Below are 26,880 nucleotides of genomic sequence, written 5' to 3'. Positions count from 1 at the left end.
TATTTTATACAAGGCAAAAATTCCATTTATATCATTGATTTTTAATTTATTTTTTAAGATATACCAGAATTACCTTATCTTTATATATTATTATTGAAATTTAAATTTTATGAATTTAATAAAAGCTAACCGGGATTTTTTGCTAAAACCTTTGCAAACTGTCAGTGGTATTGTCGAACGGCGTCATACTTTACCAATACTTTCCAACGTCCTTATCAAGAAAGAGAATGGAAAGATTATTTTTGTAACTACTGATCTTGAAATAGAAATTGAAACGTATTTTCATGCTTCTGAAACGGTGATCGCACAGGAATTCTCCGCTGTTACTGTTTCAGCAAAAAAGATGTTAGATATCTTGCGTACTTTTCCTTCCAATACAGAAGTTACCCTATCAAAAATTGATAATCGGCTACAGGTTAATGCAGATAAAAGCCGTTTCAGTTTGCAAATACTTTCTGCAGATGATTTTCCGAGAATGACTAAGGAAGAGATTCCTGAGATCGCACTTAGACTCTCGCAACAAAATTTTAAAAATCTTCTTCACTTAGTCCAATATGCTATGGCACAGCAGGATATTCGCTATTATCTGAATGGTTTATTACTTTTAATCGAAGGCAACCAATTGAAGGTTATAGCTACTGATAGTCATCGTCTTAGCTATAGTTCTATTGAATTGGAAAATGAATGGGAAAGAAAAGAAACAATCATTCCTCGGAAAACCGTGCAGGAACTTTCAAAATTGCTTAATGATAATGATGAGCCTGTTGCTATCGAAATCTTTCCAAAAAAGATACGCTTTATCTTTTCTGATGTTGTATTGATTTCCAAAGTTATCGAAGGAAAATTTCCAGATTTCAATCGTGCGATTCCTATAAATAATACCAAACAATTCAGTATAAATCGCCAAAGCTTTCTGCAAGGGTTGCAACGAGTTGCCATCCTATCCAATGCGAGTGAAAAATTTCGAGGAGTAAGACTAGTTATTTCAAGTGGCGTGTTAAGTATCGTTTGTAAAAATAGTGAACAAGAAGAAGCCCAAGAAGATCTCGAAATTGACTATAACCAAGATACTATCGATATCAGTTTTAATATTACTTATTTATTGGATGTACTGAATAATCTCAATAATGACAGCGTTCAATGTGCTTTTGAAAATGCCAATAGTAGTACTTTGATAACCATTCCAGGGAATGATCATTTTAAATATGTTGTGATGCCGATGCGACTGTAAAAAAAGAAAAAAATCCCCAAATTATTTTTATTAGGCAAAATATTTTTTCAACAAGTACTACTAAAAGTGATCAAGCATGATAAACGAAAAAAACCCCAGTAAATCTCGCGAATATAATTCAGATAGCATCAAAATTCTAAAAGGGCTTGATGCTGTTCGTAAACGTCCTGGTATGTATATCGGCGATACCAGTGATGGCACTGGGCTACATCATATGGTATTTGAAGTAGTCGATAATGCCATCGACGAGGCCTTGGCTGGTCACTGTGACGAAATTATCGTGATCATCCACCCTGACAATTCTGTTAGTGTGCACGACAATGGTCGTGGTATTCCCACTGGAATAAAGCAGGATGATGAATTGAAACGATCAGCGGCAGAAATCGTTATGACCGAATTACATGCGGGTGGAAAGTTTGATGACAATTCCTACAAAGTATCGGGAGGATTGCATGGCGTCGGCGTGTCCGTAGTAAATGCACTGTCAGAATGGTTGCGTTTGACAATTCGACGTGAAGGGAAAATTCATTACATAGAATTTCATAAAGGTGTGCCGCTTTCACCGTTAAGTGTGATAGGTGAAACTGAAAAGCATGGAACTGAAGTCCATTTTCTGGCAAGTAAGGAAATTTTCGGTGATATAACCTTTCACTATGATATCTTCGCAAAGCGATTACGTGAGCTTTCTTTTCTGAATAATGGTATCAAAATTAAACTGATTGATCAGCGTAATGATAAGGAAGAAGTATTTTCTTTCGCAGGGGGTATTCGTAATTTTGTCGAATATATCAATCGAACAAAGACAGTCTTGCATCCTGCCATCTTTTACGCTAATGGCATGAAAGATAATATGGTGGTAGAAGTCTCGATGCAGTGGAATGATAGTTATACTGAACAAGTTTTGTGTTTCACAAATAACATTCCTCAAAAGGATGGGGGCACCCACTTGACTGGATTGCGAGCTGCGATGACGCGCACGCTCAATAGCTATATCGAAAAAAATGAATTGGCCAAAAAGGCTAAGGTTGATACGACAGGTGATGATATGCGTGAGGGATTGACCTGTGTCCTATCGGTAAAGCTGTTTGAACCCAAATTTTCATCACAAACAAAAGAAAAACTTGTGTCATCTGAAGTGCGCCCTGTTGTGGAAGAAATCGTGACACAAAAACTTTCAGAATTTTTACTTGAGCACCCAAGTGATGCAAAAATGATCTGCAACAAAATCATCGATGCAGCCAGAGCACGTGAAGCAGCTAGAAAAGCACGTGAATTAACTCGACGTAAGGGTGTACTGGACAGTATGGGATTGCCGGGAAAGCTTGCTGATTGTCAAGAAAAAGATCCAGCATTATGTGAGCTTTATCTGGTGGAAGGTGATTCAGCTGGAGGATCTGCTAAACAGGGTCGGGATCGAAAATTTCAAGCGATCATGCCGCTTAAGGGAAAAATACTGAATGTGGAAAAATCTCGCTTTGATAAATTGATTTCTTCCCAGGAAATTATTTCACTCATTACTGCGCTCGGAACGGGCATTGGTAAAGATGAGTTTAATCCTGACAAACTACGCTATCATCGCATCATCATCATGACTGACGCAGATGTCGATGGTTCACATATTCGCACACTCTTATTGACGTTCTTTTATCGGCAAATGCCTGAATTGATTGAGCGTGGACATATTTACATCGCCCAGCCACCACTTTACAAAATTAAAAATGGTAAAGAGGAGCGTTATGTCAAAGATGATTATGAACTAAAACAATATATGCTTGGCTTAGCGTTAACCAATGCTGAGCTTTATGCTCATGAAAATAAACCACCTCTTACTGGTGAAACTCTGGCAAATATTGCTCGTGAATATTTGTTGGCAGAAGCGGTTATCGAGCGTATGAGTAGGCTTATTGATAGCGGTGTCTTGTATGCTTTGCTTAAGCAGCCTAATATCGATTTAAGTAACGAGGTAGCAGCATTGAATAGTGCAGCCAGGCTAACTTCAATACTTCACGATGTTGAAATCGAAGCAGAATTCAATGACGTATTGGAACATTTCCGTCTTAAGATAATTCATGTATATCATGGTAATGTTCAGATCAGTTATCTGGATCATGATTTTGTACAAAGTTCTGATTTCTTACAAATTCAAAAAGCTGCACAAGTCCTTGATGGTTTAATAGGGGAAAACGCATTCGTCAAGCGTAGAGAGGAAAAGCAGTCTGTCAAAGAATTTAAAGAAGCGCTTGATTGGTTGTTGGAAGAAGCAAAAAAAGGAGTAAATATTCAGCGTTATAAAGGATTAGGAGAAATGAATCCGGAACAATTATGGGAAACCACCATGGATCCTGCTAACCGTAGTTTGTTACGTGCACAAATTGAAGACAGCATTCTTACAGATGAAATTTTTACAACACTCATGGGAGATGTAGTAGAGCCTCGTAGAGAATTCATTGAAAAAAATGCATTGCGAGTAACCAATCTTGATATATAGAGAAATTCAGTCTCTATGAAACAAAACACTTGATCTATTTCACAAATCATTTTGAAATCATCACCTGGTATTTTATTTTTTATATTTTTTGAATCAGCCCGCGTTGACTGATAAGCCTAAGCGGGTTAAAATCAAACTCTTTTATAATGTGCGTGTAGCTGAAAAATTTTCGGTTCTAAGCGAGAACAATAATGCCTTGGATACGAAATAAACCACTGCACGTGGTGATACGCTGGCAAGTATTATTTACAGCATTTATAGCGCTAGTATGTTGGGGAGTATTTGGGTTGCATGAGGCTATTTCAGGATTTCTTGGTGGAATGGTCAGTGTGATTTCTTCAATAGTCTATGCGCTCATAATTTCTCGTCATAAGGGTTATACAGCTGGTGGTGCAATACGTACAGCGCTCAGAGCAGAGGCAGTAAAAATAGTCGTTATAATAGCTTTGCTTTGGACAGTATTTGCAGTGTATGAAGAAGTTAATGCTAACGCGTTTATCGGGGTATTTATCATAACAGTAATCATCTTTAGTATGGCTTTGTTTGTGCATGATGATTCTAAAGATATTAAATAACAAAATTAAATAGCAGATAATTCAATAATGGCATCAGATCTTGAGCTTACTCCAACCTCATATATAAACCATCATCTCACTAACTTAACTACATCTCTAGGAGAAGAGCCGTTTTGGACATTACATGTGGACACATTGCTGATGTCTATCATTCTCGGCGTCCTGGGAATGGGTGTTTTGTGGTTAGTCGTACGTAGAGCAACACCTGGCGTACCTACGAAACGACAGGCTTGTGTAGAATTACTTGTTGAATTTGTCGATACACAAGTAAAAAATACATTCCATGGTAATAGGCACACATTTATAGCACCGGCAGCATTAACTATTTTTGTTTGGGTGTTGCTGCTTAATACAATGGATTTGTTGCCAATTGATATTATGGCGTGGATTTATGAGCATGTGTTTGGGCTGCATAATTGGCGCACTGTTCCAACTACAGATGTGAATACCACTTTTGCATTAGCGCTCTCAATATGGCTCTTAATGATATTCTTTAACGTTAAGGTAAAGGGGTTAGGGGGATGGTCGTATGAGTTGTTTTGTACGCCATTCGGTAAAAATCCTATACTTTGGCCGCTGAATTTACTGTTTAACATTATTGAATATGTATCAAAGCCACTGTCTCATTCTCTGCGGCTTTTTGGGAATATCTACGCAGGAGAAATCATTTTTCTACTTTTGGGTATGTGGGCTGCTACTGGCGTTACAGGCTCTTTTTTTAGCGTGATTCTGGGTGCGGGATGGTTAATTTTTCATATTCTTATAGTAACACTCCAGGCATTTATTTTTATGATGCTTGCAGTGGTTTATCTATCAATGGCGCATGAATCACATTAAATAGATACAAGTTTTTTTAACATAAATTTTTTAAAGGAAGGAAAAAACAATGGAAAATTTGCAATTTCTCGCAATGATACAAGCTTATACCGGAATCGGAATTGGTTTGATGATTGGATTGGGTGCAGCAGGAGCATGTATTGGTGTGGGTGTTATGTGTAGTCGCTTTCTTGAGGGTGCCGCACGCCAACCAGAAATGATTCCAACTTTACAAGGTAAAGTTTTCTTGTTATTAGGATTGACTGACGCATCATTCATTATTGCCGTTGGCTTGGCCATGCTATTTGCTTTCGGTAACCCCTTATTAGCGGTAATTCAATAATATTTATTTGCAATTAATAAAACTTACACGAAGCTGGCTATGAATATTAATTTCACTCTCATATCTCAAGCAGTAGCCTTTTCGATATTTGTATGGTTTACGGTCAAATTTGTATGGCCACCTTTGTTGCGAGCAATTGAAGAGCGTCAAAAGCAAATTGCAGATGGCTTGGCTGCTGGTGAGCGTGGCAAAAAAGAGTTAGAGCTTGCAAGTCAAAGATCTTCAGAAGTATTGAAAGAAGCCAAGCAACGCGCTACAGAAATTATTGCACAATCTGAGAAGCGAGCAACGGAGATTGTTGAAGAAGCCAAGGAAAATGCAAAGATAGAAGGGGATCGAATATTGACAGCTGCTAAAGCTGAAATCGAGCATGAAATGTTTAGGGCAAAAGAAGCTTTGCGTCAACAAATTGCCGATTTAGCATTAGCAGGGGCAACAAAAATATTGCGGCGTGAGGTGAATGCCAAAGTCCATGCCGATCTACTTGCATCTATTCAAAAAGAGTTGAAGTAATGGCTGAGGAAATAACAATTGCTAGACCTTATGCTGAAGCAGTATTTAAATTAGCAAAGGAAAAGAATGCATTATCGTCTTGGTCGGATATGCTAAATGCTCTTATTGAGACAACATCAGTAGAGCAAATACGAGCACTTGTAGCAGATCCGGGTGTACCAACCGGCAAATTAGCTGAAATAATTTTAGAGGTTTGTGAAAATAAGCTCGATAATGAAGGAAAAAATTTAGTTACTTTACTGATTGAAAATAATCGTTTAGAACTGCTTCCGCAATTAAGCGCCTTGTATGAACAGCTAAAATCTGAGTATGAAGGAATACTGGAGGCAAATATTATTTCTGCGTACGCTATTTCAGATGGTCAACTAGAACAATTAGTATCGGTGCTTGAAAAAAAATTCAAATGTAAAATTAAAGCAAAAGTAAACATAGATCCAGAGTTAATAGGCGGAGTAAAGATAGTAATTGGCGATGAAGTTATTGATAGCTCCGTACGCGGTAAACTCGAGACCATGTCTGTTGCCCTCAAAAGCTAGGAGTTATTAAAATGCAGTTAAATCCATCAGAAATCAGTGAGCTGATTAAAAATAGGATTGAAGGACTTTCTATATCTACCGAAGTTCGTACTCAAGGCACCATCGTATCAGTAACCGATGGGATTGTCCGAATTCACGGTCTTTCAGATGTTATGCAAGGTGAAATGCTTGAGTTTCCAGGCAATACCTTTGGTTTGGCATTGAATTTAGAAAGAGATTCAGTCGGTGCGGTTATTCTGGGTGCTTATGAACACCTCACTGAAGGCGATACTGTCAAATGCACAGGACGGATATTGGAGGTACCAGTTGGTGAAGGTTTGTTAGGACGGGTAGTTAACGCATTAGGACAACCCATAGATGGGAAAGGACCTATCTCTGCTAAGGGAACAGAGCCCATAGAAAAAATTGCACCAGGCGTCATTTGGCGGCAATCTGTTGATCAACCAGTTCAAACTGGGCTTAAGGCCATTGATTCCATGGTGCCAGTTGGTCGAGGCCAGCGCGAATTGATCATTGGAGACCGTCAGACCGGGAAAACGGCTGTAGCAATAGATGCAATCATTAATCAGAAAGGTGAGAATATGATCTGTATCTATGTGGCAATTGGGCAAAAAGCCTCATCAATTGCAAACGTCGTGCGTAAGCTTGAGGAGCATGGCGCAATGGAGTACACCATTGTCGTTGTGGCATCTGCTTCTGAGTCCGCCGCGATGCAATTTATAGCTCCTTATTCAGGTTGCACGATGGGTGAATATTTTAGAGATAGAGGGCAAGATGCGCTCATCGTATATGATGATTTGACCAAACAGGCTTGGGCATATCGTCAAATATCGTTATTGCTCCGTCGACCTCCTGGTCGGGAAGCTTATCCAGGGGACGTATTTTATTTACATTCTCGCTTATTGGAACGTGCAGCAAGGGTAAGTGCAGATTATGTCGAAAAAAATACAAAGGGAGCGGTTAAGGGAAAAACAGGTTCGTTAACAGCGTTACCAATAATTGAAACGCAAGCAGGTGACGTAACTGCATTTGTGCCAACCAATGTTATCTCCATTACTGATGGACAGATATTTCTAGAAACAGATCTATTTAATGCTGGAATCCGTCCCGCTATTAATGCAGGTATTTCTGTATCGCGCGTCGGCGGGGCAGCACAAACAAAAGTAATTAAAAAACTAGGTGGTGGTATACGATTAGCATTAGCGCAATATCGTGAACTTGCTGCTTTTGCACAGTTTGCATCGGATTTGGATGAAGCAACACGTAAGCAACTTGAGCGGGGAAAAATGGCGACTGAGCTGATGAAACAGTCGCAATTTGCTACATTGAGTGTTTCAGAGATGGCATTGACACTTTTTGCGTTGAATAAGGGATATCTTGATGATGTCGAAGTGAAGCGAGGTTTAGCATTTGAAGCTGCTTTGAGAAGCTATATGCGTAGTCAACATGCTGGAATCATGGATAAGATTGAAACAACCAAAAATCTGGATGATGCGACTGAGCAAGCATTATCAGCAGCAATTGAAGAATTTAAAAAAACTGGGGCATATTAACTGATGGCTGGAAGCAGGGAGATACGCAATAAAATCCGAAGCGTTAAGAATACGCAGAAGATTACTCGTGCTATGGAAATGGTTGCTGCATCAAAAATGCGTAAAGCTCAGGAACGCATGAGAAAAGCTCGACCATATGGTGAGAAAATCCGCAATGTTGCTGCTCATATGAGTCGTGCGAGTACGGAATATCACCATCCTTTTTTGATAGGACGTGATACGGTAAAACGTATTGGTATTATTGTAGTGACCTCAGATAAAGGTTTGTGTGGCGGCCTTAATACTAATGTTTTGCGCAAAGCTGTAAATCAGATGCGCACGTGGGAAGCCGAAGGTGAGCAAATCGAAGTGTGTTGCATTGGCAACAAAGGCCTGGGTTTTATGAGTCGCATTGGAGCAAACATCATTTCGCATATAACGGGTCTTGGTGATACACCAAATATCGAGAAATTGATAGGTGCTATCAAGATAATGCTTGATGGATATACAGCGGATCGATTTGACAGGGTCTATCTTTTCTACAATCGCTTTGTAAATACGATGAAGCAAGAGCCTCTGATGGAGCAGTTGTTGCCATTATCTGATGAGCGCTTACGTGCAGGGGAGCAGGATACCCACCAAAGGAAATTATGGGATTATTTATACGAGCCTGAAGCGAAGCCAATAATAGATGATATTATGATTAGATATGTTGAGGCATTAATCTATCAGGCAGTAACAGAAAATATGGCATCGGAGCAATCTGCTAGAATGGTTGCTATGAAAGCTGCTTCAGATAATGCAGGTAATTTAATTAATGAGTTGACATTGATTTATAACAAATCTCGTCAGGCCGCAATTACTAAAGAATTGTCAGAAATTGTTGGTGGTGCAGCCGCTGTTTAATCAATATTTTAGTTTTTAGGGAACAATAATGAACCAGGGTAAAATTGTTCAATGTATCGGTGCAGTGATTGATGTCGAATTTCAGAGGGAGAGTGTTCCTAATGTTTATGACGCACTGATAATGAAAGGCACGGATTTAACACTTGAAGTACAGCAGCAGCTCGGAGATGGGATCGTAAGGACAATTGCTCTCGGATCTTCTGAAGGATTGCGCCGAGGAATGACAGTTGAAAATACGGAAAAGCAGATCACAGTGCCTGTAGGTACGAAAACGCTTGGTCGTATTATGGACGTACTAGGCAGACCTATTGATGAAATGGGCGACATAGGTGCTGAAAAAAGCATGCCCATTCATCGTGCTGCACCTGCTTTTGATGAACTTACGGCTTCAACTGAACTATTAGAAACGGGCATTAAAGTTATTGATTTAGTCTGTCCATTCGCTAAAGGCGGAAAAATTGGTTTGTTTGGTGGTGCAGGTGTAGGTAAAACTGTGAATATGATGGAGTTGATCCGTAATATTGCGATTGAGCACAGTGGCTACTCTGTATTCGCGGGTGTTGGAGAAAGAACTCGGGAAGGCAATGACTTTTACCACGAGATGAAGGAATCCAAGGTATTGGATAAGGTTGCTCTGGTTTATGGCCAGATGAATGAGCCACCAGGTAATCGTTTGCGTGTAGCATTAACTGGGTTGACCATGGCAGAGTCATTCCGTGATGAGGGCCGTGACGTTTTATTTTTTGTAGATAATATCTACCGTTATACACTTGCTGGAACAGAAGTGTCTGCGTTGCTTGGACGGATGCCTTCTGCTGTGGGCTATCAACCTACGCTTGCTGAAGAGATGGGACGTTTACAAGAACGTATTACATCTTCTAAAACAGGATCTATTACATCCATACAGGCTGTCTATGTACCAGCGGATGATTTAACGGATCCTTCTCCAGCAACAACATTTGGACATCTTGATGCTACGGTAGTATTGTCGCGTGATATCGCGTCGCTGGGAATTTATCCTGCAGTTGATCCGCTCGATTCTACATCTCGACAATTAGATCCAATGATCGTTGGAGAGGATCATTACAATACTGCCCGTGCAGTACAGCAAACATTGCAGCGATATAAGGAATTACGCGATATTATTGCAATTCTTGGCATGGATGAACTTTCACCTGAAGATAAATTAACTGTAAGCAGGGCAAGAAAGATTCAGAGATTCTTATCTCAACCATTCTTTGTGGCAGAAGTATTCACTGGTTCACCCGGCAAATATGTGCCATTGAAAGAAACAATCAAAGGGTTTAAAGGGATTGTCAATGGTGAATATGATGATGTACCAGAGCAGGCCTTTTATATGGTTGGTGGAATCGAAGAAGCGATTGAGAAAGCTAAAACGATTCAATAAATAAAGCAAATATAATATATAAACCAAATGGGCACAATATTTCATCTGGATATTGTAAGTGCTGAAGAATCAATATATTCTGGACCCGCAGAGTTTATTGCGGCACCTGCACTTATGGGAGAAGTGGGGATTTTTCCTAATCATACACCAATGCTTACGCGTATTCGATCAGGTATGGTGAGAATTAAAGCTCCTTTAAAAGACGAAGAAGCAGTTTATGTATCAGGTGGTATGTTAGAAGTTCAACCAGACGTGATAACGATACTAGCTGATACTGCCATACGTGGCAAAGATCTCGATGAAGCTAAAGCTTTAGAAGCAAAAAGAAGAGCTGAAGAAGCTATGAAAAATAAAATATCTGAGATTGAATATGCGCGTGCTCAAGCTGAATTAATTGAAGCAGCAGCTCAACTTACTGCTATTCAAAAACTCAGAAATCGCGGTCACTAGAATAAAATAAGTTGATAACCGTTCTATTAAACGGCTATCAACAGCACAAGCAGAGGGCCAGAAAACAGTCTGATATATATTTTGATACGCTTTGGTCATGCAATATCGTTTTTATTTTAATCTCTTCAGGTCAATTCCCTGACCCCTTGGGGTGTTAGAAACAGCAGAGGCGACTGTCCCGAAGAGGAAAAAACAACGTAATACCCCGCTGCTTGAGCGGGGATAATCGTTGTTTTAGGTCGCCACAATTTTATTCAAATCTTCTGATTTCATTTCTTATATCCAGCGCGATAATTTCATGCTGCGATATCCTTTCTTCGCTTTTTTGATAAAGTATTTAACCTAGATTTCTAGGTTGATCGCTCATTCTGGCGTTAATATTATGAATATAATGACTTTTCCTTAAATTTCATTTTTACCTTCTGAGCGTTTTCGCTCTGGGACGGGTTGCGCCTTACCCTGCACTTTCAAAACCACACACTCCATCCCGCCCAACTAAAAAATCTAGGTTTAAAGTTGATTCGTACAATAGGCTTGAGTTATTCGGTTGAACATGCTGCATGATACTTTCACCTTGAGTCTCTTAGCTTCTCAGTAAGATGAGATTGACTTACCGATAGCCTATTCTTCTGATGATCCCAACGCTATAATTTGCTTTGGACAAGAATGAAAATGAGATTAAACTGAAAATTGTTTAGAGGCATATAAATATAACATTATGAATATTCTCGTCACAGGGGGCGCCGGCTATATTGGTAGCCACACCATTATCGAACTGATAAACAATGGACACGATGTCATAATCATTGATAATTTATCAAATAGTAGTAAAGAAGCGGTTACTCGAACAGAGAAGATTGTTGGTAAAGTGCTCACGTTTTACGAAAAAGATGTACGAGACAAGCAAGCACTTGAGGAAATATTTTCAAAACATCAAATAGACGGTGTTATTCATTTTGCAGGCCTTAAAGCAGTTGGCGAATCGGTCAAAGTACCACTTAAGTATTACAATAACAACCTTATTTCTACAGTCTCTCTATTAGAGATTATGGAATCTCATGATGTAAAGCAGCTGGTTTTCAGTTCATCAGCTACCGTCTATGGCGATCCAGCAAGCGTACCGATCAAAGAATCTGCCACCCTTCCCGCAAAGGTTACCAATTCCTATGGCCAAACAAAGCTTATTATCGAAACAATGCTCATGGATCTTGTGATAACTAATAACGACTGGCAAATTACCGCACTGCGCTATTTTAATCCAATTGGTGCACATGAATCTGGAACGATCGGTGAAGACCCAAGCGATATACCAAACAACCTTATGCCCTATGTTAGCCAGGTTGCAGTTGGCAAGCTCAAGGAGCTCTCTGTATTTGGCAATGATTACCCTACCCGCGACGGTACAGGCGTGCGAGACTACATTCATGTTGCCGATCTTGCAAAAGCACACGTGGCAGCTCTCAGCACACCTGCTACACCGAACAAGTACCGCGCAATAAATATAGGTACTGGTAAAGGCACAAGCGTGCTTGAGCTTGTAAATGCGTTCGAACATGCAAGTGGCGTAAAAATACCCTATAAAATTGCTGATCGACGCCTGGGTGATATTGCAGAATGTTATGCTGACTCAAGCCTGGCGCAATCTATATTAGGCTGGCAAGCCCAGAAAACTATTGAAGATGCCTGTGCAGATTCATGGCGCTGGCAAAGTGCTAACCCTAACGGGTATAAGGGATAATTTTGTAAGGCTATGTTATCGAATTGTGTTAAGCGGTTGATATCTATGCCAAATATGAAATCCAATGAACCAAGCAATGAGTGGGCTTTCAGAGTATGAATGCGTAAACACTGCTCATGATAGATAGTTGCTTTTAATTGAAATTGTTGATTCCTAATTTCTAGCTAATTCGATAAAAGCTAAAGCAACAAGAACGTAGCCCCTGCGACGATCTTTCTCACATACGACTGAAGCAGATGTTTGACAGTGCCATGCGCTGTAGCGGCTGGGAAGATTGACTGGCATCTAGGGAAAAGTGGCGTTATAGGAAGAATATTTTTGACACGAACTGCCGATTAACTCTAGCCAGATGACGGGATTTCATATTCATATTGGAGAAGAAGGCTGTTCAGCTCGCGCGGTGTGGCAGTGATTGCTACGCAGGCAAGGTGCCAATTGTCGTTGCTCTGGAATATCTCGGTTAAAAAGGAGAGGCGCTGGCGCTGATCGTCTTGGTAGCGAAATTGCTAGCAGAACAATATAGAGAAACTCCCGGGATTGTTGCTCCACAAGTCCGTGATCCCAAGCCGTTCTTGAGGCAGCTGCGTATTTCAAAAGTCAAGGCCTTATCTATCAATAAGTCAGAGTTAGCCAGATAGTAGTGCTAATCAATGTGAATTTGCAGAAAATGTAAGCAAAATTTTGAGAGGAACATGCAGTTGTGATTAATCTAAATATAGTTATCTTGGCCGCTGGAATTGGTAAAAGAATGCAATCATCACAGCCTAAAGTATTGCATGTATTGGCTGGAAAACCTTTATTAGAGCATGTACTTGATGTTGCCAGAGCGCTGTTACCTAAAAAAATCTGTGTAGTTTATGGGCATGGTGGTGAGAGGGTGCCGAGGGCTATCAATGACAATGAAATTATTTGGGTGAAGCAGGAAGTTCAGCTGGGTACTGGTCATGCTTTATTGCAGACCTTACCATACCTGGATGCTGAGGGAGTAACACTTGTATTGTTAGGTGATGTGCCTCTAATAAAAGTTGATACGCTGGAGAGACTGATCGCAAAAGCTGCCAAAAACAATTTTGTCTTATTGACAACAGAACTAGACGCACCATTTGGCTATGGAAGAATTATCAGAAATCAAGCAACAGGTACGATTCAGGCCATTGTCGAGGAAAAGGATGCCAGTGAGTCACAGCTTGAAATCCGGGAAATCAATACAGGTATTATGGTATTGCCCAATTCACTTATACATGAGTTTTTGCCGAAGCTGCAAAATAAGAATTCTCAAGGTGAATACTATCTTACTGATATTGTTGCGATGGCCGTTGAAGCAGGTATTGAGGTAGATTCTGCTCATCCAGTTCATAGCTGGGAAGTACTGGGAGTTAATAGTAAAGCGCACTTAGCTAAGCTAGAACGTATTGCGCAGTATGAACATGCAAATAATCTTCTGAAGCAAGGTGTGATGATCTTGGATCCTTCCCGAATTGATATACGGGGGCAGCTTATTTGTGGTAACAACGTTGAAATAGATATCAATTGTATTTTTGAGGGGATTGTGCAACTTGGTGATGACGTTAAAATTGGGGCACATTGCATTTTACGGGATGTCGCTATTTCTTCAGGAACGACAATTTTTCCGTTTAGCTTGATAGAAAGTGCGGAGATAGGAAAAAGTTGTCACGTGGGACCTTATTCGCGTATCCGTCCAGGGACTAGGCTTTCTGATGAATCTCATATTGGTAATTTTGTCGAGGTAAAAAATAGTAGTATTGGCATGGGTAGCAAAGCAAATCACCTCAGTTACATAGGTGATGCGATAATTGGTACAAAGGTTAATATTGGTGCTGGAACGATAACCTGTAATTATGATGGCGCTTTTAAGCATCAGACTATTATTGAGGATGATGTATTTGTTGGTTCAGCTACACAACTGGTAGCTCCGGTAAGAGTAGCGAGAGGTTCTACCATTGGTGCAGGTTCTACAATTACCCGTAATACTCCTGAAGATCAATTAACGCTGTCTCGTTCAAAACAAATCAGTATTACTGGCTGGAAACGGCCTCAAAAAAACAAAACATAGCGTGAAAGGGATTTTATGTGCGGAATAGTGGGAGCTATCGCTAAACACGACGTAGTGCCGGTTTTACTAGAAGGTTTGTCAAGACTCGAATATCGGGGCTACGATTCTGCAGGGATCGTTGTTGCAAATGAAAAATTGCACAGATTGCGTACTACCGAGCGCGTGGCTGAATTAAGTAAACTTGTTCATACTCACAAAACACAAGGATTTACTGGTATTGCCCATACGCGGTGGGCAACTCATGGCGAACCTAGTGAGCGTAACGCGCATCCACATTTTTCAGGGAATGAAAAGAAAATAGCTGTTGTCCATAATGGAATTATCGAAAACTATGAGGCAATACGCCAACGCCTGCAATCTGAGGGATTTGAGTTTTTTTCGGACACCGATACTGAAGTAGTCGCTCACCTTATCTCATTGAATCTCAAGAGAACGGATGACTTGCTTGAGGCAGTATGTCTATCTATCGCAGAATTAGATGGCGCCTATGCTATCGCTGTAGTGGAAGAAACACGACCAGATCATATTGTAGTTGCCCGGAATGGCGCCCCATTATTGCTAGGGATAGGAACAGAGGGAAACTATGTTGCATCGGATGCTTCCGCATTAGTCCAAGTGACGCGGCGCATGATTTATCTAGAAGAGGGAGACGTAGCAGAATTATATCGTGATGGCTATCGCATATTGAATTGTGTTAGTAATTCCAGAGGTAAAGAGGTGATCCGTCCTGTTCAAGAGAGTAATTTTACTCGTGATGCAGTGGAGTTGGGTCCATACACGCACTTCATGCAGAAGGAAATATTTGAGCAACCAATAGCAGTCGCTAATACATTGGAAATGGTATTAAATGCCCATTCCATTTCTCCACAATTGTTCGGTAATGAAGCTGAGGAAGTTTTTAGGCATATCAATGGTATTTTGATATTGGCCTGCGGTACAAGCTATCATGCTGGCCTCGTTGCCAAATATTGGTTGGAGACCATGGCAGGATTACCGTGTAGTGTAGAGATTGCGAGTGAATATCGTTATCGTGATCCGATAGCAGATGCTAATACGCTTGTTATAGGGATCTCCCAATCGGGTGAGACGGCAGATACACTGGCTGCAATTAATTATGCTAAATCACTAGGACACCAGAAAAGTTTGGCTATTTGTAATGTTCCTGAGAGTGCATTAATACGCCAGACAGATCTCTGTTTTCTTACGCGTGCAGGACCTGAAATAGGCGTGGCTTCTACCAAGGCATTTACAACTCAATTGGCTGCATTGATGCTATTGACTGTGACATTAGCCAAGCTCCGTAATAAATTTTTTGACAAGTTTGAGCAAAAAATGATTGCGGCATTGCGGCATTTGCCTACTGCTATCCAGCTTGCGCTACAGATCGAGCAGCAAGTGATGGATTGGGCTGCTAAGTTCTTTCAAAAACGTCATGCATTGTTCCTTGGGCGTGGAGTGCATTATCCTATTGCTTTAGAAGGTGCACTCAAACTCAAGGAAATCTCCTATATCCATGCAGAAGCTTATGCTGCTGGTGAGCTTAAACATGGTCCGCTTGCTCTGGTTGATAAGGACATGCCCGTGATTGCCATTGCACCTAATGATGCATTATTGGAGAAGCTTAAATCGAATCTACAGGAAGTTCGAGCACGGGGTGGGGAACTATATGTTTTTGCTGATGCTGATTCACAAATTCAGGAGAGTGAGGGAGTGCATATTATCCGATTAACGGAGCATGCGGGAATGTTAAGTCCTATCCTACATACTATCCCTCTCCAATTACTGGCTTATCATGTTGCCTTGCAGAAAGGCACTGATGTAGATAAACCGAGAAATTTAGCAAAGGCAGTAACAGTTGAATAGTTGATGGAGAAAATTTCTTTAGAGATCATCGCATCTTGGGTTATTTTATACTTTTAAAATGAAAGAAACTATGAGATGGACGCAAAGAAAAAAGGGAATGATTTTTACTAATCTATTGCTAAGGGAGTTTTTAATACAGTAAATAGAGAATAGATGCTTCTCTGTATCTACCTTATACCATTGGATATTTAACAAACATAGATTAGTTATAATTATTGAAACAACTTGCAGGATTGAGCAATTACAATTTGATGTATTTTTATAATTGGGTTGATTAGCAATAACCTTTCAAACTGCTTATATATTCTAGTATTCTGGCCTCTGATATAAAATTTAGAAATATTTGTAATTCTACTTTTCGAAAATATCTTTTAATGCAGATCAAACCTGTTTAAACGGTGATTGCTTTATTCATAGGGTATGGGATGATAGGATTGTATACTTTTCAATAAGAAGGGAAATCAATGGCAGGTCACAGCAAGTGGGCTAATATTAAACACAAAAAGGCTGCCCAGGATGCCAAGCGTGGCAAAATTTTTACTCGGCTGATCAAGGAAATAACTATTGCAGCTCGGTTAGGGGGAGCTGACCTAGGAAGCAATCCTCGCTTACGGCTCGCTATTGACAAGGCATATGAGCACAATATGCCTAAAGACAACATCGAACGCGCGATAAAGCGTGGATGTGGCGATCTGGAAGGGGTGAATTATGAAGAAATCCGTTACGAAGGTTATGGAGTGGCTGGTGCTGCAATCATGGTAGATTGCATGACAGATAATCGGACGCGGACTGTTGCTGATGTGCGTCATGCCTTCACCAAATATGGCGGTAACTTAGGTACCGACGGCTCAGTTTCATTTCTGTTTAAGCATTGTGGTCAATTGGTTTTTGCACCCGGAACGGATGAAGAGCGTTTAATAGAAGTGGCACTGGAAGCAGGAGCTGAAGATGTTATTAGCAATGAAGATAATAGTATGGAAGTTATTACTGCACCTTATGAATTCATTACAGTTAAAGCTGGACTGGAAAAAGCTGGCTTTAAAGCTGACCTTGCTGAAGTCACTATGAAACCGACAAACGAGACTGTGTTGACTGGGGATGATGCGGTCAGAATGCAGAAACTATTAGATGCGTTAGAAAATATTGATGATGTACAGGAGGTTTATACTACTGCAGTCCTTGTTGAGTAATTTGGAGGGAAGGTGAGGAAATTCGTATTCTTGGTATAGATCCCGGTTTGCATATTACTGGCTTTGGGATAATCGATAAAATTGGCAGCAAATTGACTTATGTGAGCAGCGGTTGTATCAAAACATCCTCAGACAATAAGTTACCACCCCGTTTGAAGTTGATTCTTGACGGTCTTAACCACATTATTCTGCAGCATGCTCCCGAACATGTCGCAATAGAACAAGTTTTTGTTAACATTAATCCAAAATCAACTTTATTACTTGGACAAGCACGTGGTGTAGCAATTTCTGCTGCTGTGCTTAATAATCTTGAAGTATCTGAATATACTGCACTGCAGATCAAACAGGCCGTAGTTGGTAAGGGACATGCCAGAAAAGAGCAAGTCCAGGAGATGGTTGTAAGATTATTAAGGCTGGAAGGAAAACCCGGTATCGATGCGTCTGATGCGCTTGCTTGCGCGATTTGTCATGCTCATGGTGGAGTGGGTACACTTGCGAGCATATATCACCATTTAAAGAACGGAAGAGTGGTGTGATAGGAAAAATAACAGGCGTATTGTTTGAAAAACGACCCCCCTTAGTAGTGGTAGACGTGCAAGGAATTGGCTATGAAATCGATGTTCCAATGAGTACGTTCTATCATCTCCCTGCGATTGGAGAAGCTGTGACCCTTTATACCCAATTTATCGTCAGGGAGGATGCTCATTTATTGTTTGGATTTGGTACTGAGGCTGAGCGTTTTGTTTTCCGCCAGCTAATGAAAATCTCTGGTGTGGGTGCAAGAACGGCTTTGGCTCTATTGTCCGGATTAAGTGTGTCAGATATACATCAAGTAGTAGCCACCCAAGATACTGTACGACTTACCAGAATTCCAGGAATAGGTAAAAAAACTGCTGAACGTTTACTTTTAGAGTTGCGGGACAAACTTGATTTTGATACAAACAATTTTGATGCAGTAGCCGTTTCTGCAAGAAGTGATAGTGACATACTGAATGCGTTGCGCTCGCTGGGTTATAATGATCGAGAAGTGGATTGGGCAGTCAGACAATTACCCAGCAATATTACTGTTTCAGATGGCATCAAACAAGCATTAAAGCTCCTTTCAAAAGGAAAATAGTGCATTTTCTGGATAGTCGAATGATTGAGACAGATCGAATTATTGCTACAACATCGTTTTCTTCTCAAGAAGAAGTATTAGAGCGTGCCTTACGCCCCAGGCAGCTTGAGGAATATGTTGGCCAAGAAAAGATTCGAGAGCAACTACAAATATTCATCGAAGCAGCACGACGACGAAGGGAGCCTTTAGATCACGTACTGTTGTTTGGCCCCCCTGGTTTGGGTAAAACGACATTGGCGCATATCATTGCTAGAGAAATGAGTGTTAACTTGCGCCAAACATCGGGCCCAGTATTGGAGAGATCAGGTGATTTGGCCGCTTTGCTAACTAATCTTGAGCCTAATGACGTACTGTTTATCGATGAGATTCACCGACTCGCGCCGGTAGTAGAGGAGATTCTTTATCCTGCACTGGAAGACTATCAGCTTGATATCATGATTGGGGAGGGGCCAGCTGCTCGCTCAGTTAAGATTGATTTACCACCTTTTACGTTGGTAGGGGCTACTACCCGTGCAGGAATGCTGACAAATCCGCTAAGAGATCGTTTTGGTATTGTGTCACGGTTGGAGTTTTATACCGCCGATGAGTTAAGTAAAATCGTAATGCGTTCAGCAGGGTTGCTGAATGTCAAAATCTCTTTTGAAGGTGCAAAGGAAATTGCGTGTCGATCACGTGGTACACCCCGTATTGCGAACCGGTTGTTACGAAGAGTTCGAGATTTTGCTGAAATCAAGGCCGAAGGACATGTTACGCAACCCGTGGCAGATGCAGCTCTAAAGATGCTGGATGTGGATGCGATAGGGCTTGATATATTAGATAGAAAGCTATTACTGGCTATTCTGGAAAAATTTGAAGGTGGCCCAGTAGGTATAGATAATCTTGCCGCAGCAATCAATGAAGAGCGTGACACAATTGAAGATGTTTTGGAGCCCTATTTAATTCAGCAAGGATTCTTGAAACGTACCCCGCGCGGCCGTATGGCAACAGCCATTACTTATCAGCATTTTAATGTCATTCCTCCGAAGAATAGTCTAATGGATGATCTATGGAGTGAATGTTGAAATATTGATAAAAAATTTTGTAAACAATAGATTAAAAATGAGCTTCGAACATCAAACACAATTTACTTTATCGGATCATATCTTTTCCTATCCAGTGCGCGTTTATTATCAGGACACCGATACAGGGGGAGTTGTCTATCATGCGAATTATCTTAATTTTATGGAACGCGCCCGCTACGAATGGTTGCGAGAAATGGGGTTTTCGGTTGATACATTAATTCGAGCGCATAAAACGATTTTTATGGTGCGGTCACTTAATATAGAGTATTTCAAGCCAGCGCTTCTCGATGATTTGCTGCATGTTACAGTTCAAGTAACAGAGATAGGTAGAAGCCGCATCACATTATTTCAACAAGTATTGCGAGATCAGGTCATGTTGGTCAGTGCAATTATTCATGTGGTATGTGTTGGTGTGGAAAATCTCAAACCAGTAAGTGTACCCACGCCGCTTCGTCAAAAAATCGAGAAATAAATTATTATGAATACAACTGTAACTCAAGATTTATCGTTTTTTTACCTTATTAGCAGCGCTAGCTTGCCTGTACAACTGGTGATGCTGCTTTTATTGATTGCGTCATTGCTATCATGGTGGTTTATTTTTCGTAAGATGTTTGCGATTAGATTGGCGATTAAACAAAGTGACGAGTTTGAGAATACTTTTTGGAGAGGAGTAGATCTTAACGCGCTTTACCACCGAGCAGCAGGCGCACGTGACATGGCGGGAAGCATGGAGCGTATTTTTGAAGCAGGGTTTCGTGAATTTACCAAGCATCAAGCCGGTATGGATATTGGTGCGATAATGGATAGTACACGGGGTGCAATGCGTGCTGCCTATCAACGTGAAATGGACAGATTAGAATCCCATCTGTCTTTTCTAGCTACTGTGGGATCAGTAAGCCCCTATGTTGGTTTGTTTGGTACGGTCTGGGGTATTATGAATTCATTTCGTGAATTATCCAATTTAACCCAGGCGACCATTGCGCATGTTGCGCCAGGTATTGCAGAAGCGCTAATAGCAACGGCAATGGGTTTGTTTGCGGCGATTCCTGCGGTTATTGCCTATAATCGTTATGCAAGTGATACGAGTCAATTAGCAACACGCTATGAGAGTTTTATGGAAGAGTTATCTAATGTGTTGCAACGACGAGTAGCAAAATTATAAGAGGATTGTAGTCATCCCATGATAAATCGTCGTATTAAACGTCGTCTAATGAACGAAATCAATGTCGTGCCGTATATTGATGTGATGTTGGTGTTGTTGGTTATTTTCATGATTACAGCGCCACTCATTCATCCTGGTCAAATTGAACTCCCTCAAATCGGTAAATCGTCGACAGCCCCAGTTGAACCTTTGGAGGTTATTATTGCTGCGGATGGTAGTCTGACATTACGTGACCGTAGCAAAGTGGGTAGCGAGCAGAAAATGAGTCGTAGCGAACTTGTAAAGGCAATCAAAAATAAACAGGCACAAAATACTGAACAACCTGTCGTGATTGCAGCCGATAAAAATGTTCGCTATGAAGAAGTGATTAATGTCATGGATATATTACAGCAAGAACAAGTCAATAAGGTTGGGCTGCTTACAAAACCCAGATAAGAACGTAAGTGACGATGAATGTGACTGCTTGGCGAGATGCTTCCTATACAGAACCTGGATTATTCCGAGCTGCTGTACTAGCTTTGTTAGTGCATATTATTTTTTTTGCATTCATGGTTTTTGGCTTAAGCTGGAAAAATAATCCGCCTGAAAGGATGGTTGTTGATTTGTGGAGTGATTTACCACAGCCAATTAAGCCTGCTCCTGTTAGAGAAACACCGCCGCGACCTGAGCCAGTGCAACAACCACCAGCCAAAGTGAAATCTGAGCCAGTGAAAGAGACTCTTTCTAAACCTGAATCAGTCAAGGAAGATGTCCCGTCACCACCTCAAAAACCGGCTGCTGAGGTCAAGGAAAAAACGGTAAAACCTCAGCCTGCAAAGGAAGCCACGAAGCAGCCTGAGCCAGTGAAAGCGACGCCGCCTAAACCTGAACCAGTTAAGGCAGATGTCCCGTCACCGCCCCAAAAACCAGCTATTGAGATCAAGGAAAAAACGGTAAAACCTCAGCCTACAAAGGAAACCACGAAGCAGCCTGAGCCAGCGAAAGCGACTCCGCCTAAACCTGAACCAGCCAAGGCAGATGCTCCGTCGCCACCCCAAAAACCGGCTACTGAGGTCAAGGAAAAAACGGTAAAACCTCAGCCCACGAAGGAAACCACGAAGCAGCCTGAGCCAGTGAAAGAGGCTCCTCCTAAACCTGAACCAACCAAGGAGAAGATAACAAAACTAGAGGCTGCTAAGGAAACAACGAAAAAAACTGATCTGGAGAAAGAGAAGCAGCTCAAGGAGCAGCAACAAGCTGAAGAAATCAAGCAGCAGCAACGACGTGAACAAGAGAAAGAGAAGCAGCTCAAGGAACAGCAACAGGCTGAAGAAATCAAGCAGCAACAACGACGTGAACAAGAAGCCATTGCACAGAAAGCTGCTGCGGAGAAAACCAAGCAAATGGATGAAATAGCTAAATATAAGGCAATGATTCAAGCAAAAATCAGAAGTCGTATTGTCATGCCGCCCAATCTGCCCGGCAATCCAGTGGTTGAATACAGAGTGACACTCTTACCAGGAGGGGAGGTATTAAACGTAGTGTTACGCAGAACCAGTGGTTATCCTGCATTTGATGAAGCGGTGGAAAGAGCTATCTTTTTATCCACACCATTACCTATACCGCCAGATTCAACGTTATTCAGAGAATTTCGTGATTTTAATCTCACAGTACATTATCGTGAATCGTTTTGATTTTTACAGAACGCAATTTTTTTGAGAGTTGCTGCTATGCAAAATTACTTACATCGTGCTTCCTTTTATGCACTTATTTTATTGTTATCGATTATGCATGCGCCGCTAAATGCTGCACTTAATATCGAAATATTTGGTGGAGGTGCAACCAGAATTCCTATTGCTATTGTTCCGTTTTCTGCTGAATCAAGACTTCCGCAGAGTATAACCACAGTAGTAGCAGCTGATTTGGAGCGCACAGGTTTATTTAGACTGGTTGATTCATTGGGTCATACACCTCATGAACCGGAAGAGATTGCTTATGCGGATTGGCAGAGTCGAGGAGCAAGTGCGCTCGTGATAGGCAATACGACAATTCTACCCGATGGACGGATTGAGGTACGCTTTCGCTTGATGGATGTTGCAAAGCAGGCCCAGTTAACTGGATTTGCAAGTACGGTTTCGGCCGATCAGCTACGCGCTGTCGCCCATCGTATTGCTGATATCGTTTATGAAGCATTGACTGGCGATATTGGGGTATTTAGCACTCGTATTGCTTATGTATTGAAACAGGGCAATAAATATGCTCTGCAGGTAGCTGATTCTGATGGCCATAATGCTCAATCTGTAATCGAATATACCGAGCCCATTATTTCCCCTGCATGGTCACCCGATGGTAGTAAACTTGCTTATGTCTCATTTGAAAACAAAAAGCCTGTTGTTTATGTCCAGACACTGTCGACGCGCGAGCGGAAAGCTGTCGCTAATTTTAAGGGTAGTAATAGTGCGCCAGCTTGGTCTCCCGATGGAAGTAAGCTAGCTGTGGTATTGACTATGCATGGTGGATCACAAATATTTTTGATTAATGCAGATGGAAGTGGATTACAAAGACTTTCTCAAAGTTCAGGAATTGATACGGAACCAAGTTTCTCGCCGGATGGCCGATCGATTATTTTTACTTCTGATCGGGGAGGTAGTCCACAAATATACCGAATGGCGATAACAGGAAATCAAGCTGGTACAGCTGAACGCCTAACATTTGAAGGAAGCTACAACGTAAGCCCGCGTTATAGCCCCGATGGAAAAAGTTTTGCTTACATTCATCGTCATGGTGGCAGATTTAATGTTGTCGTACAAGATTTTGCTAGGCGACAAGTACAAATACTAACCGATTCAAAATTTGATGAGTCTCCTAGCTTTGCTCCTAATGGCAAGATGATTTTATATGCTACCGAAATAGGCGAGCGTGGTATATTATCCGCCGTTTCGAGCGATGGACAAACAAAACAACGTCTTACCTCACAAACTGGTGATATCAGAGAACCAGTTTGGGGTCCTTTGTTGAAATCGCAGCGCACAGGCAATTTTATTAATTAATTTTATAAGGTAAAAAATGAAAAAATTTTTGAGTGTGTTGATAATCTGTTTATTATCAGCGTGCGCAAGCAAAACTACACAGCCTACAAGTGAGTTGGAAGACCGAACTATGGGTGGTGGCGGGATGGGTGCGGGTGCACAAGAGGGTATGGGAGCGGGTGCGGGTGCGGGTGAGTTTGGCATGAATCCATTACGAGATCCATCTAACATTCTTTCTCGGCGGAGTGTTTATTTCGACTTTGATAGCTATACAATAAAAAACGAATACAGAGATTTGGTGCTGGCACATGCTAGGTATCTACGGGATAACTCAAATGCCAGGGTATTGCTACAGGGTAATACCGATGAACGTGGAAGCCGTGAGTATAATCTTGCGCTTGGTCAGCGCCGGGCGGATAGCGTAAAGAATGCTATGCTGCTTTCGGGCGCTCGTGATCATCAGATCGAGGCAGTAAGCTTAGGTGAGGAAAAGCCTCGTGCTGCAGGTCGTGATGAGTCTTCATGGATTGAGAACCGTCGGGCTGATATTCTTTATCAAGGGGAATAATAATGTTGATACGTGCTTCTATCCTATTGTTTTTGTTTAATTATAATGTAAGTTTCGCGGGACTATTTGATGACGCGCAGGCCCGTGAGCAAATAGAAATGTTACAAAAACAAGTGCAAGAGATGGATGCGCGTATTGTCAGCATGGAGGAAGCCCTTAAAAATCAGGCGATATTAGAGCTTTATACCCAGATCGAAGCGTTTAAAATTGAGCTTGGAAAACTGCATGGGCAAATTGAAATACTGAATGAAGAAAATAAGCTTTTGAAAAAACAGCAGAAGGATTTTTATCTAGATTTGGATAACCGATTGAAGCAGGTAGAGCCAGCATCTCGCGATACCTCGATTAGCTTGGACTCTCCACTAGAGACAACAGTTACAACGGTTCCTTCTACCACGCCAGCGAGTGGAACAAGTAGTGTAGCGCAACCTAAAAACCAGCCTACAGACCTATCAGAGCGCGATGCTTATAACGCAAGCTATAATTTGTTCAAAGAAGGTGATTATTCGGGAGCGATCACTCAGTTTGAGAATTTTCTTACACGTTATCCTGCTTCTAATTTAGCACCGGGAGCTGCTTATTGGATTGGTAATGCTTATTATGCATTACGTGATTTTAGTTCTGCCATCAGGGCCCAGCAAAAACTAATCGAGAATTATCCGAATAGTGGAAAGGCACCTGATGCCATGCTTAATATTGCGAGTTGTCAAATAGAAATGACTGAGGTTGCCGCAGCCAAAACAACATTGCAAAACTTAATCACAAAATATCCCAATAGTGAAGCAGCTGAAAAAGCTAGACGACGTCTTGCTAACTTAAAATAAGATTTAACAATGAAAGAGGCAGCTGTTAAAGCTGTCTCTAAAGATGTAATGCATTTCCCTTCTGTGCTACGACAACATCCTATGCAAGAAACCGAAGCAGAAGTATTGCGTATAAGTGAGATATTTTATTCTGTACAAGGAGAAACCAGTCGCATTGGTTTACCGACAGTGTTTATTCGCTTGACTGGCTGTCCGTTACGGTGTGGATATTGTGATACTGAGTACGCATTCTCAGGGGGCAAGAATATGTCAATCGCCGATGTACTGAATGAAGCTTCAAGTTATGCATCTCGTTATATTACGGTTACTGGAGGTGAGCCACTGGCGCAGAAAGCTTGTCTGACACTGTTAACAGTATTATGTGATACAGGCTATTCAGTATCGATTGAAACGGGCGGCGCACTTGATATATCCAAAGTGGATAAAAGAGTTTCCAAGATCGTTGATATTAAGACACCTGGGTCAGGAGAGGTCGCGAAGAATCGTTGGTCTAATATCGATTATTTAACTGACCAAGATGAATTGAAGTTTGTTTTATGTGACGAAGCAGATTATCGATGGGCAGTTGATGTATTTTACGAACGATGTCTCGATCAGGTTTGTCCAGTATTATTTTCGCCAGTATATGGTCAACTCGACCCAGCCAAGCTTGCTGAATGGATATTAAACGATCGTTTACCGGTTAGATTACAGCTTCAACTTCATAAAATACTCTGGGGAGAGATAGCAGGGCGGTGAAGATTCAGCAAATACATTTCTGAGAGCTATTCTTCCTTTGACAATATACGGTTTTATGAGAAAAGCTATCGTACTTTTATCGGGTGGCCTGGATTCTGCAACGACACTTGCTATTGCTCGCGACAAAGGATTTGAATGTTATGCGTTAAGTATTGATTATGGACAACGTCATCCATCAGAGTTAGCAGCAGCACTGAAGATCGGCCAATCCATGGGTGTACAGGCACATCAAACTATAAGCGTTAATTTGAGCGTATTGGGAGGATCTGCTCTTACTGATAAATCTATTGCGGTTCCTACTGAAGGGATAATCACAGGTATTCCTGTCACTTACGTTCCCGCCAGAAATACGATCATGCTTTCTTTAGCTTTAGCCTGGGCTGAAGTGCTCGAAAGTCACGATATATTTATCGGTGTTAATGCTATCGATTATTCTGGCTATCCAGATTGTCGGCCAGATTATATTGAAGCCTTCGAGAAAATGTCGAACCTTGCAACCAAAACTGCTAGAGAGGGGAATAAGCTGACGCTGCATGCGCCACTTCTTAATCTTTCTAAGAAAGAAATTATTTGTTTAGGGGTAGAACTAGGGATTGATTATGCTGTGACTGTATCATGTTATCAGGCTGATGAAAGTGGCTTTGCTTGTGGTCTATGTGATGCCTGTCGCATACGCAAGGCAGGATTTTTGGCAGCAGAAATTCCTGATCCGACGCGATATAGAATATGTTAAAGATTT

At 41.2% G+C, this 26,880-nt stretch carries 27 protein-coding genes; all 27 read left to right on the top strand.

The window, feature by feature from the left end; translation table 11 throughout:
- Positions 1-109 precede the first annotated feature (109 nt).
- The 27 genes from dnaN to queC all read left to right on the top strand — a co-directional run bounded on the left by dnaN (position 110) and on the right by queC (position 26,874).
- Positions 110-1,231 (top strand): DNA polymerase III subunit beta, encoded by a 1,122-nt coding sequence (dnaN, locus tag R2Q26_RS09810; protein ID WP_317536103.1) that lies wholly within the window; start codon positions 110-112, stop codon positions 1,229-1,231.
- A gap of 76 nt (positions 1,232-1,307) precedes the next feature.
- Positions 1,308-3,719, top strand: coding sequence for a DNA topoisomerase (ATP-hydrolyzing) subunit B (gyrB, locus tag R2Q26_RS09805; RefSeq protein WP_317536102.1), 2,412 nt, complete (start codon positions 1,308-1,310; stop codon positions 3,717-3,719).
- Between the two features lie 191 nt (positions 3,720-3,910).
- Positions 3,911-4,294 (top strand): ATP synthase subunit I, encoded by a 384-nt coding sequence (locus R2Q26_RS09800; protein WP_317536101.1) that lies wholly within the window; start codon positions 3,911-3,913, stop codon positions 4,292-4,294.
- Positions 4,295-4,321: 27 nt separating this feature from the next.
- On the top strand, positions 4,322-5,131 hold the full coding sequence (atpB, locus tag R2Q26_RS09795) for a F0F1 ATP synthase subunit A (RefSeq protein ID WP_317536100.1): 810 nt from the start codon (positions 4,322-4,324) through the stop codon (positions 5,129-5,131).
- 49 nt (positions 5,132-5,180) lie between these two features.
- Positions 5,181-5,453, top strand: coding sequence for a F0F1 ATP synthase subunit C (gene atpE / locus R2Q26_RS09790; RefSeq protein ID WP_046848906.1), 273 nt, complete (start codon positions 5,181-5,183; stop codon positions 5,451-5,453).
- 39 nt (positions 5,454-5,492) lie between these two features.
- Positions 5,493-5,966: a F0F1 ATP synthase subunit B gene (locus R2Q26_RS09785; protein WP_317536099.1), complete on the top strand. Its 474-nt coding sequence runs from the start codon at positions 5,493-5,495 to the stop codon at positions 5,964-5,966.
- The gene (locus R2Q26_RS09780) at positions 5,966-6,502 is read left to right on the top strand and encodes a F0F1 ATP synthase subunit delta (protein WP_317536098.1); all 537 of its coding nucleotides are present in this window, start codon (positions 5,966-5,968) and stop codon (positions 6,500-6,502) included. Before R2Q26_RS09785 ends, R2Q26_RS09780 begins: the two co-directional genes overlap by 1 nt.
- Before the next feature lie 11 nt (positions 6,503-6,513).
- Positions 6,514-8,055 (top strand): F0F1 ATP synthase subunit alpha, encoded by a 1,542-nt coding sequence (gene atpA, locus R2Q26_RS09775; RefSeq protein ID WP_317536097.1) that lies wholly within the window; start codon positions 6,514-6,516, stop codon positions 8,053-8,055.
- A gap of 3 nt (positions 8,056-8,058) precedes the next feature.
- Positions 8,059-8,940 carry a F0F1 ATP synthase subunit gamma gene (atpG, locus tag R2Q26_RS09770; protein WP_317536096.1) on the top strand — a complete coding sequence of 294 codons (882 nt, stop codon included), beginning with the start codon at positions 8,059-8,061 and terminating at the stop codon, positions 8,938-8,940.
- Between the two features lie 28 nt (positions 8,941-8,968).
- Entirely contained in the window at positions 8,969-10,348 is a 1,380-nt protein-coding gene (atpD, locus tag R2Q26_RS09765) for a F0F1 ATP synthase subunit beta (RefSeq protein WP_090570204.1), read from the top strand.
- 27 nt (positions 10,349-10,375) lie between these two features.
- On the top strand, positions 10,376-10,798 hold the full coding sequence (locus tag R2Q26_RS09760; RefSeq protein ID WP_090570207.1) for a F0F1 ATP synthase subunit epsilon: 423 nt from the start codon (positions 10,376-10,378) through the stop codon (positions 10,796-10,798).
- A 718-nt stretch (positions 10,799-11,516) separates the two neighbouring features.
- The gene (galE, locus tag R2Q26_RS09755; protein ID WP_317536095.1) at positions 11,517-12,536 is read left to right on the top strand and encodes a UDP-glucose 4-epimerase GalE; all 1,020 of its coding nucleotides are present in this window, start codon (positions 11,517-11,519) and stop codon (positions 12,534-12,536) included.
- 700 nt (positions 12,537-13,236) lie between these two features.
- A complete protein-coding gene (glmU, locus tag R2Q26_RS09750) occupies positions 13,237-14,610 on the top strand; it encodes a bifunctional UDP-N-acetylglucosamine diphosphorylase/glucosamine-1-phosphate N-acetyltransferase GlmU (RefSeq protein WP_317536094.1) in 1,374 nt (457 codons plus the stop codon).
- A gap of 15 nt (positions 14,611-14,625) precedes the next feature.
- The gene (gene glmS / locus R2Q26_RS09745) at positions 14,626-16,473 is read left to right on the top strand and encodes a glutamine--fructose-6-phosphate transaminase (isomerizing) (protein WP_317536093.1); all 1,848 of its coding nucleotides are present in this window, start codon (positions 14,626-14,628) and stop codon (positions 16,471-16,473) included.
- A 464-nt stretch (positions 16,474-16,937) separates the two neighbouring features.
- Positions 16,938-17,663: a YebC/PmpR family DNA-binding transcriptional regulator gene (locus R2Q26_RS09740; protein WP_317536092.1), complete on the top strand. Its 726-nt coding sequence runs from the start codon at positions 16,938-16,940 to the stop codon at positions 17,661-17,663.
- Between the two features lie 20 nt (positions 17,664-17,683).
- The gene (gene ruvC, locus R2Q26_RS09735) at positions 17,684-18,199 is read left to right on the top strand and encodes a crossover junction endodeoxyribonuclease RuvC (RefSeq protein ID WP_317536122.1); all 516 of its coding nucleotides are present in this window, start codon (positions 17,684-17,686) and stop codon (positions 18,197-18,199) included.
- Positions 18,196-18,780 carry a Holliday junction branch migration protein RuvA gene (gene ruvA, locus R2Q26_RS09730; RefSeq protein WP_317536091.1) on the top strand — a complete coding sequence of 195 codons (585 nt, stop codon included), beginning with the start codon at positions 18,196-18,198 and terminating at the stop codon, positions 18,778-18,780. The genes ruvC and ruvA overlap by 4 nt, the downstream gene beginning before the upstream one ends.
- 20 nt (positions 18,781-18,800) lie before the next feature.
- Entirely contained in the window at positions 18,801-19,841 is a 1,041-nt protein-coding gene (gene ruvB, locus R2Q26_RS09725; RefSeq protein ID WP_090571406.1) for a Holliday junction branch migration DNA helicase RuvB, read from the top strand.
- Positions 19,842-19,878: 37 nt separating this feature from the next.
- Positions 19,879-20,313, top strand: a complete 435-nt coding sequence (gene ybgC, locus R2Q26_RS09720) for a tol-pal system-associated acyl-CoA thioesterase (protein WP_317536090.1) — start codon at positions 19,879-19,881, stop codon at positions 20,311-20,313.
- A 6-nt stretch (positions 20,314-20,319) separates the two neighbouring features.
- Positions 20,320-21,003: a protein TolQ gene (tolQ, locus tag R2Q26_RS09715; RefSeq protein ID WP_317536089.1), complete on the top strand. Its 684-nt coding sequence runs from the start codon at positions 20,320-20,322 to the stop codon at positions 21,001-21,003.
- Positions 21,004-21,021: 18 nt separating this feature from the next.
- Positions 21,022-21,438 carry a protein TolR gene (tolR, locus tag R2Q26_RS09710; RefSeq protein WP_317536088.1) on the top strand — a complete coding sequence of 139 codons (417 nt, stop codon included), beginning with the start codon at positions 21,022-21,024 and terminating at the stop codon, positions 21,436-21,438.
- A gap of 14 nt (positions 21,439-21,452) precedes the next feature.
- On the top strand, positions 21,453-22,676 hold the full coding sequence (locus tag R2Q26_RS09705; protein WP_317536087.1) for a cell envelope integrity protein TolA: 1,224 nt from the start codon (positions 21,453-21,455) through the stop codon (positions 22,674-22,676).
- Positions 22,677-22,712: 36 nt separating this feature from the next.
- The gene (tolB, locus tag R2Q26_RS09700; RefSeq protein WP_317536086.1) at positions 22,713-24,032 is read left to right on the top strand and encodes a Tol-Pal system beta propeller repeat protein TolB; all 1,320 of its coding nucleotides are present in this window, start codon (positions 22,713-22,715) and stop codon (positions 24,030-24,032) included.
- 16 nt (positions 24,033-24,048) lie between these two features.
- The gene (pal, locus tag R2Q26_RS09695; RefSeq protein ID WP_317536085.1) at positions 24,049-24,579 is read left to right on the top strand and encodes a peptidoglycan-associated lipoprotein Pal; all 531 of its coding nucleotides are present in this window, start codon (positions 24,049-24,051) and stop codon (positions 24,577-24,579) included.
- Between the two features lie 2 nt (positions 24,580-24,581).
- Complete coding sequence (gene ybgF / locus R2Q26_RS09690; RefSeq protein ID WP_317536084.1) at positions 24,582-25,403, top strand: tol-pal system protein YbgF; 822 nt, start codon at positions 24,582-24,584, stop codon at positions 25,401-25,403.
- A gap of 81 nt (positions 25,404-25,484) precedes the next feature.
- Entirely contained in the window at positions 25,485-26,141 is a 657-nt protein-coding gene (queE, locus tag R2Q26_RS09685; protein WP_317536121.1) for a 7-carboxy-7-deazaguanine synthase QueE, read from the top strand.
- 55 nt (positions 26,142-26,196) lie between these two features.
- Positions 26,197-26,874, top strand: a complete 678-nt coding sequence (gene queC / locus R2Q26_RS09680) for a 7-cyano-7-deazaguanine synthase QueC (RefSeq protein WP_317536083.1) — start codon at positions 26,197-26,199, stop codon at positions 26,872-26,874.
- Positions 26,875-26,880 lie beyond the last annotated feature (6 nt).

It is taken from the genome of Nitrosomonas sp. Is37 (assembly GCF_033063275.1).
In the GTDB taxonomy this organism is placed as follows: Bacteria; Pseudomonadota; Gammaproteobacteria; order Burkholderiales; family Nitrosomonadaceae; genus Nitrosomonas.
This window is presented reverse-complemented; position numbering and strand designations above follow the sequence as displayed.